Below are 5,259 nucleotides of genomic sequence, written 5' to 3' on the forward strand. Positions count from 1 at the left end.
GGGCCTCGCCTCGCACGCGGTGCTTGCCGAAGCGCCCCACCCCCATCCCCTCCCCTGAAGGGGAGGGGGGCGTGATCCCGCTGCCTCCTGCTCTCGCCGCCGCCCTTCTCCTCATCGCCGCGCTGGCGGGGATCTGGTGGTTCCAGAAGGGCGATCTGGGCGAGTATCGGCGGTTCAGCGCGCTGAATGACGGCCATTCGCGGCGGATGCGGTTCCGGCTATGGTTGGCGCGGTCGGCATTGGCGTTTCTGTTGCCGGTGCTGGTCGGGCTGGTCCTGCTTGGCCGGATCGATGCGCTGGCCGTGATGCCGGGCGAATTCGCCACTATCGCCGCCGCCATGCCGCCGATCTTCGACAGCGGCGAGGCGATGCAGGGGATGCTGGTCGGAGGGGCGATCGGCGGGCTGGCTGTCGGCGCGGTGCTGGCGCGCGTGCGCAAGCGCAAGCCGCTGGGCAATGTCTCCGCGCTGCTGCCGCGCGATCGGCGCGAGGTGAAATATGCCGCTGCGCTCAGCATCATGGCGGGGGTGACGGAGGAGGCGTTCTTCCGTCTCTATCTGCCGCTGCTGGTCGCGCTGGTGACGGGGCAGGCGGGGATCGGCTTTGTCGCGTCGCTGGTGCTGTTCGGGGCGATGCACCGTTATCAGGGCTGGGTCGGGGTGCTGGCCACCACCGCGCTGGGGGCGGTGATGACCGGGCTGTACCTGATGACCGGCAGCCTGTGGATGGTGATGCTGGTCCATGTGCTGGTGGACCTGAACGGGCTGGTGGTGACGCCGGTGCTGGGTGGGGTGTGGCGCGAAAATCCTCCCCGGCACGGGGAGGGGGACCAGCCATAGGCTGGTGGAGGGGGCGTGCCGCAATGGGTGTACTATGCGGCAAGCCCCCCTCCGTCATCGCTGCGCGATGCCACCTCCCCGTGCCGGGGAGGATTGCTCAATTCTTCAGCCGCCAGCCGGTGCGGAAGATCCAGCCGATCCACGCCAGGCAGGCCAGCAGGAACAGCGCGGTCACGCCCAGGCTGACCCCCGGCGTCACGTCCGACGTGCCGAAAAAGGTCCAGCGAAAGCCGTTGATCAGATACACGACCGGGTTGAACAGCGTCACCGTCCGCCACGGCTCGGGCAGGATCGTCACCGAGTAGAAGGCGCCGCCCAGAAAGGTCAGCGGCGTGACGATCAGCAGCGGGATCACCTGCAATTGCTCGAACCCACGCGCCCAGATGCCGATAGCGAAGCCGAACAGCGAGAAGGTCACCGCGACCAGCAACAGGTAGAAGATCATCGCGACCGGGTGCAGGATCGACAGGTCGACGAACAGATAGGCGGTGGCCAGGATGACGAGGCCGATCACCATCGACTTGCTGGCGGCCGCCCCGACATAGCCGATGACGGTCTCGATCGGCGACAGCGGCGCTGACAATATCTCGTACATGGTGCCGGTGAATTTGGGCATGTAGATGCCCAGGCTCGCGTTCAGGATGCTTTCCGAAAAGATCGACAGCAGCATGAGGCCCGGCACGATGAACGCGCCGTAAGGCACGCCCGAGACCTGGTTCATCGCCGATCCGATCGCGGTGCCGAACACCACGAAATAGAGCGTCGTGGTGATGACCGGCACCATCAGGCTGGTCCACACCGTCCGCCGGAACCGCGCCATTTCGAAGCGATAGATCGACCAGATGCCATGCAGGTTCATGCGCGTGTTCCCTCGACCAGATCGACGAAGATATCCTCCAGCGAGGATTTATAGGTTTCCAGATCGACGAAGCCGATATCCATGTCGCCCAGCTGGCGCAGCAGCGAGGGGATGCCGGTCCGCTCGGCGCGCGCGTCGAAGATGTAGCGCAGGCGCCTGCCCTCATCCTCCAGCGACAGCTGCCATTCGGCGAGGTCGGGCGGGATCGCCGCCATCGGCTCGGCGAGGGTCAGCACCATTTCGCGCTTGCCGAGCTTCTTCATCATCTCGGCCTTTTCCTCGACCAGCAGGAGCTTGCCCTTGGCGATCACGCCCACCCGGTCGGCCATTTCCTCGGCCTCCTCGATATAATGGGTCGTCAGGATGATGGTGACGCCGCGCTCGCGAAGCCGGTGGACCAGCTTCCACATGTCGCGGCGCAGTTCCACGTCGACGCCCGCCGTGGGTTCGTCGAGGAACAGGAGGTCGGGTTCGTGGGACAGCGCCTTGGCGATCAGCACGCGGCGCTTCATCCCGCCCGACAGCTCCATGAGTTTTGAATGGCGCTTGTCCCACAGCGACAGGTCGCGCAGCACCTGTTCGACATAGGCCGGGTTGGGCGCGCGACCGAACAGGCCCCGGCTGAAATTCACCGTGTCGATGACCCGCTCGAACATATCGACCGACAATTCCTGCGGCACCAGCCCAATCTTGCGGCGCGCGGTCTTATAGTCGCGCAGCGCGTCATGCCCGTCGACCCGGATGCTTCCGGCCGAGGGCGTGACGATGCCGCAGACGATCGAGATCAGCGTCGTCTTGCCTGCGCCGTTCGGCCCCAGCAGCGCGAAAATCTCCCCGCGGCGGATGCTCAGATCGACCGGCTGTAGGGCGGTGAAGCCGCCCTTATAGGTCTTGGTCACGCCCTCGATGGACAGGATCGGGTCGGTCATACGGCAGTCCCCCGTTGGAAGACCGCCGCCTTATCAACGGTTTCGCGCTTCGGCGACGGCCTTTTGCAATTGTTCGAGCGGCAACGCGCCCGACAGGATGCGGTTGCCGACGATCCAGCTGGGCGTGCCGGTCAGGCCCAGCCGCCCGGCGGCCTCCAGATTGCGGGCGATCTCGGCATCGGCCTGGGGCTGGAAGGCGGCCATCTTGCTCATGTCGACGCCCGCCTTGGCGGCGGCGGCGGCGATGGTCGCGTCGCTGACCGGCCCCCCGGCATAGAGCGCGTCATGGAAGGCGGCGAACTTGCCCTGCGATGCGGCGAGCAGGCTGGCGCGCGCCGCCGCCTTGCTCGACGGCGCCAGGATCGGCAGCTCGCGATAGACGATGCGCAACTTGGGGTCGGCCTGGGTCAGCTGCTTCAAGAGCGGCAGGCTGGCCCGGCAATAGCCGCAATTATAGTCGTAGAATTCGACCAGCGTGACATCGCCCTTGGGGTTGCCGGTATAGGCATTGCCGAACGGTTTGGTCAGGTCGCCGCCGATCGCCGCGACCGCCTTGCCCTGTTCGCGGTCCTGCAACCGCTGCATCGCCTCCGGGATGACTTCGGGATGGTCGAGCAGATAGGCGCGGACCATGTCGCCCGATGCGGCATGGGGGGCGACCAGCGGAGCGAGCGCCATGGCGGTGCCGCCACCGACCAGTCCACCCAGGACCGCAACGGCGGCCAATGTCTTCAAGCCCATCAGCGGCGCTTCTTCTTGGAGCTGGCGGCGGCGTCGGCAGAGGTCATGGCGATATCCTGCGCCCGAATCCATTCGGACGTGTTGGGGGTGAGATTGGCCATCGCATAGCGTGCGCTCTGGATGGCGGTGCGGGTGTCGCCCATCATGCTCGCCCGCTCGGCGGTGGCGAGCGCGGCGCGCGGTTCGTCGCCCATCTGTTCATAGGCGGTGCCCAGCTGGACCCAGGCGAAGGGATTGTCCTCGTCGCGCTGGACCGCGACCTTCAGCACCTTCACCGCTTCTGGCAGGTTGCGCTTGTCCTCGGTCGCGATCAGCGCATGGCCGAAGGTGGTGGCGATCAGCGCGTTCTGGCCCGACCCCATGGTCGCGGCGCGAAGAGGGGCCAATGCCTCCTGCGGCTTGCCCGATTCGAGCAGGATCTGGCCCTGGATTTCCTCGAAATAGGGGTCCTTGGGTTCCTTGGCGATCAGCGCGGCGGCCTCCGCCTCGGCTTTGTCGGGATAGGCGGCCTTGTGATAGGCATAGGCGCGGGCATAGTGCGCATAGACCGACTGGTCGCTGTCGGGATATTTGCTCAGCGTCGTCTCGGGCGGCGAGACATAGCCGAACAGCTTGGCCTTTACCCGCAGGAACCGCTCCTGCAGCTTGGCGTCGATCGGCTTGTTCCAGGCGGGCGAGGCCTGCAGATCGGTGGTCAGCGACTGGATACGCACCGACGACAGCGGGTGGGTCTGCGCGAACGGATCGATATTGGTGTAGCCATAGCGATATTGCTGGTTCTGCAACTTCTTGAAGAAGCTCAGCATGCCCTTGCCGGTGACGCCCGCCGTGGTGAGGTAGCGCGCACCCGCCGCATCGGCCGCCGATTCCTGGTTGCGGCTGAAGGCGAGGACGTTGCTCATCGCCGCCTGCTGTCCCGCCGCCATCACGCCCATGCCCGCCGCACCGCCGCCCAGCGCCACCGTCGCCAGACCCAGCACCATCGACAGCAGCTGCATCTTCATCGCGGGCTTCATCGCCTGTTCGCCCAGGATGACATGGCCGTCGGCGATATGGCCCAGTTCGTGCGCGATGACGCCCTGCACCTCGTTCACATTGTCCGCCGCCTGGAGCAGCCCCGAATGGACATAGACGATCTGCCCGCCTGCGACGAAGGCGTTGATCGAATCGTCGTTGATGAGGACGATCTTCACGTCGCGCGGGGACAGCCCGGCGGCCTTGATCATCGGCGCGGACATGTCGGCGAACAGCGATTCGGTCTCCGCATCGCGCAGGATCGACTGCGCGGCGGCCGGCTGCGCCCAGATCAGGACCGTAACGGCGAAGGCGGCGATCAGACGCTTCATGCTTCCTCTATCGACGGGTCGGCCGTGGTAAACAACCGGGTTTGCGGCGGAGATAGTTATTGCCTCTGGCACCGTGCGGCTGAACGCTCGGCGAACGAAAAGGGGGCGCGGCCATGCTGATGATCGATACCGGACAGGTTTCCCCGATGCCCGCCTTGCCGAATTGCGCGATTCCCGGCGCCCGGCCTGCGACCCAGCGGATGGCGGACCTGCCCAAGCCGGTGCGGGCCGCGCTGCTGGCGGCGGTCGGCCGTCCCGTGGCGGAAGCGGGGGCGCCGTTCAATGGATCGGATGTGGTATCGCCCGACTCGCCGCCCGGTGTGCGCTTCCTACGGGCTTATCATGTACGCGACCTGTGGCTGGTCTGGGTCGAGCTGGGCGGGATCGGCCATCGTTTCCACCTGCTCGCCTTTCGCGATGCGGCCCAGGGGGCGAGCGTCGCGGTGCCGGTCCCGTGGGATGCGAGCCGCAACCTGTGCACCGCGTCGCGGGCGATGGCGGGGAGGGACTGACGTCATTGGAACTCACCCCTCCCCTTTCAGGGG

Annotated in this window: 6 protein-coding genes; 2 read left to right on the forward strand and 4 right to left on the reverse strand. The window is 66.3% G+C overall.

Annotated elements, in window-relative coordinates:
* Positions 1–71: 71 nt before the first annotated feature.
* A complete protein-coding gene (locus BSZ14_RS19080) occupies positions 72–839 on the forward strand; it encodes a CPBP family intramembrane glutamic endopeptidase (RefSeq protein ID WP_083748341.1) in 768 nt (255 codons plus the stop codon).
* A 97-nt stretch (positions 840–936) separates the two neighbouring features.
* On the opposite strand, the gene BSZ14_RS18440 is transcribed toward BSZ14_RS19080, so the two are convergent.
* From BSZ14_RS18440 to BSZ14_RS18455, 4 genes are read right to left on the reverse strand one after another with little or no spacing between them, the layout of a single operon-like run.
* Positions 937–1,698 carry an ABC transporter permease gene (locus BSZ14_RS18440; RefSeq protein WP_076712024.1) on the reverse strand — a complete coding sequence of 254 codons (762 nt, stop codon included), beginning with the start codon at positions 1,696–1,698 and terminating at the stop codon, positions 937–939.
* Positions 1,695–2,627 carry an ABC transporter ATP-binding protein gene (locus BSZ14_RS18445; protein ID WP_076712025.1) on the reverse strand — a complete coding sequence of 311 codons (933 nt, stop codon included), beginning with the start codon at positions 2,625–2,627 and terminating at the stop codon, positions 1,695–1,697. Before BSZ14_RS18445 ends, BSZ14_RS18440 begins: the two co-directional genes overlap by 4 nt.
* 33 nt (positions 2,628–2,660) lie before the next feature.
* A complete protein-coding gene (locus BSZ14_RS18450; RefSeq protein WP_052811600.1) occupies positions 2,661–3,368 on the reverse strand; it encodes a DsbA family protein in 708 nt (235 codons plus the stop codon).
* Positions 3,368–4,714, reverse strand: a complete 1,347-nt coding sequence (locus BSZ14_RS18455) for a M48 family metalloprotease (protein ID WP_076712026.1) — start codon at positions 4,712–4,714, stop codon at positions 3,368–3,370. Before BSZ14_RS18455 ends, BSZ14_RS18450 begins: the two co-directional genes overlap by 1 nt.
* A gap of 113 nt (positions 4,715–4,827) precedes the next feature.
* On the opposite strand from BSZ14_RS18455, the gene BSZ14_RS18460 reads away from it, so the two are divergent.
* The gene (locus BSZ14_RS18460; RefSeq protein ID WP_139330542.1) at positions 4,828–5,226 is read left to right on the forward strand and encodes a hypothetical protein; all 399 of its coding nucleotides are present in this window, start codon (positions 4,828–4,830) and stop codon (positions 5,224–5,226) included.
* Positions 5,227–5,259 lie beyond the last annotated feature (33 nt).

It is taken from the genome of Sphingomonas sp. Sph1(2015), assembly GCF_001970915.1.
GTDB classification, from domain to species: domain Bacteria; phylum Pseudomonadota; class Alphaproteobacteria; order Sphingomonadales; family Sphingomonadaceae; genus Sphingomonas; species Sphingomonas parapaucimobilis.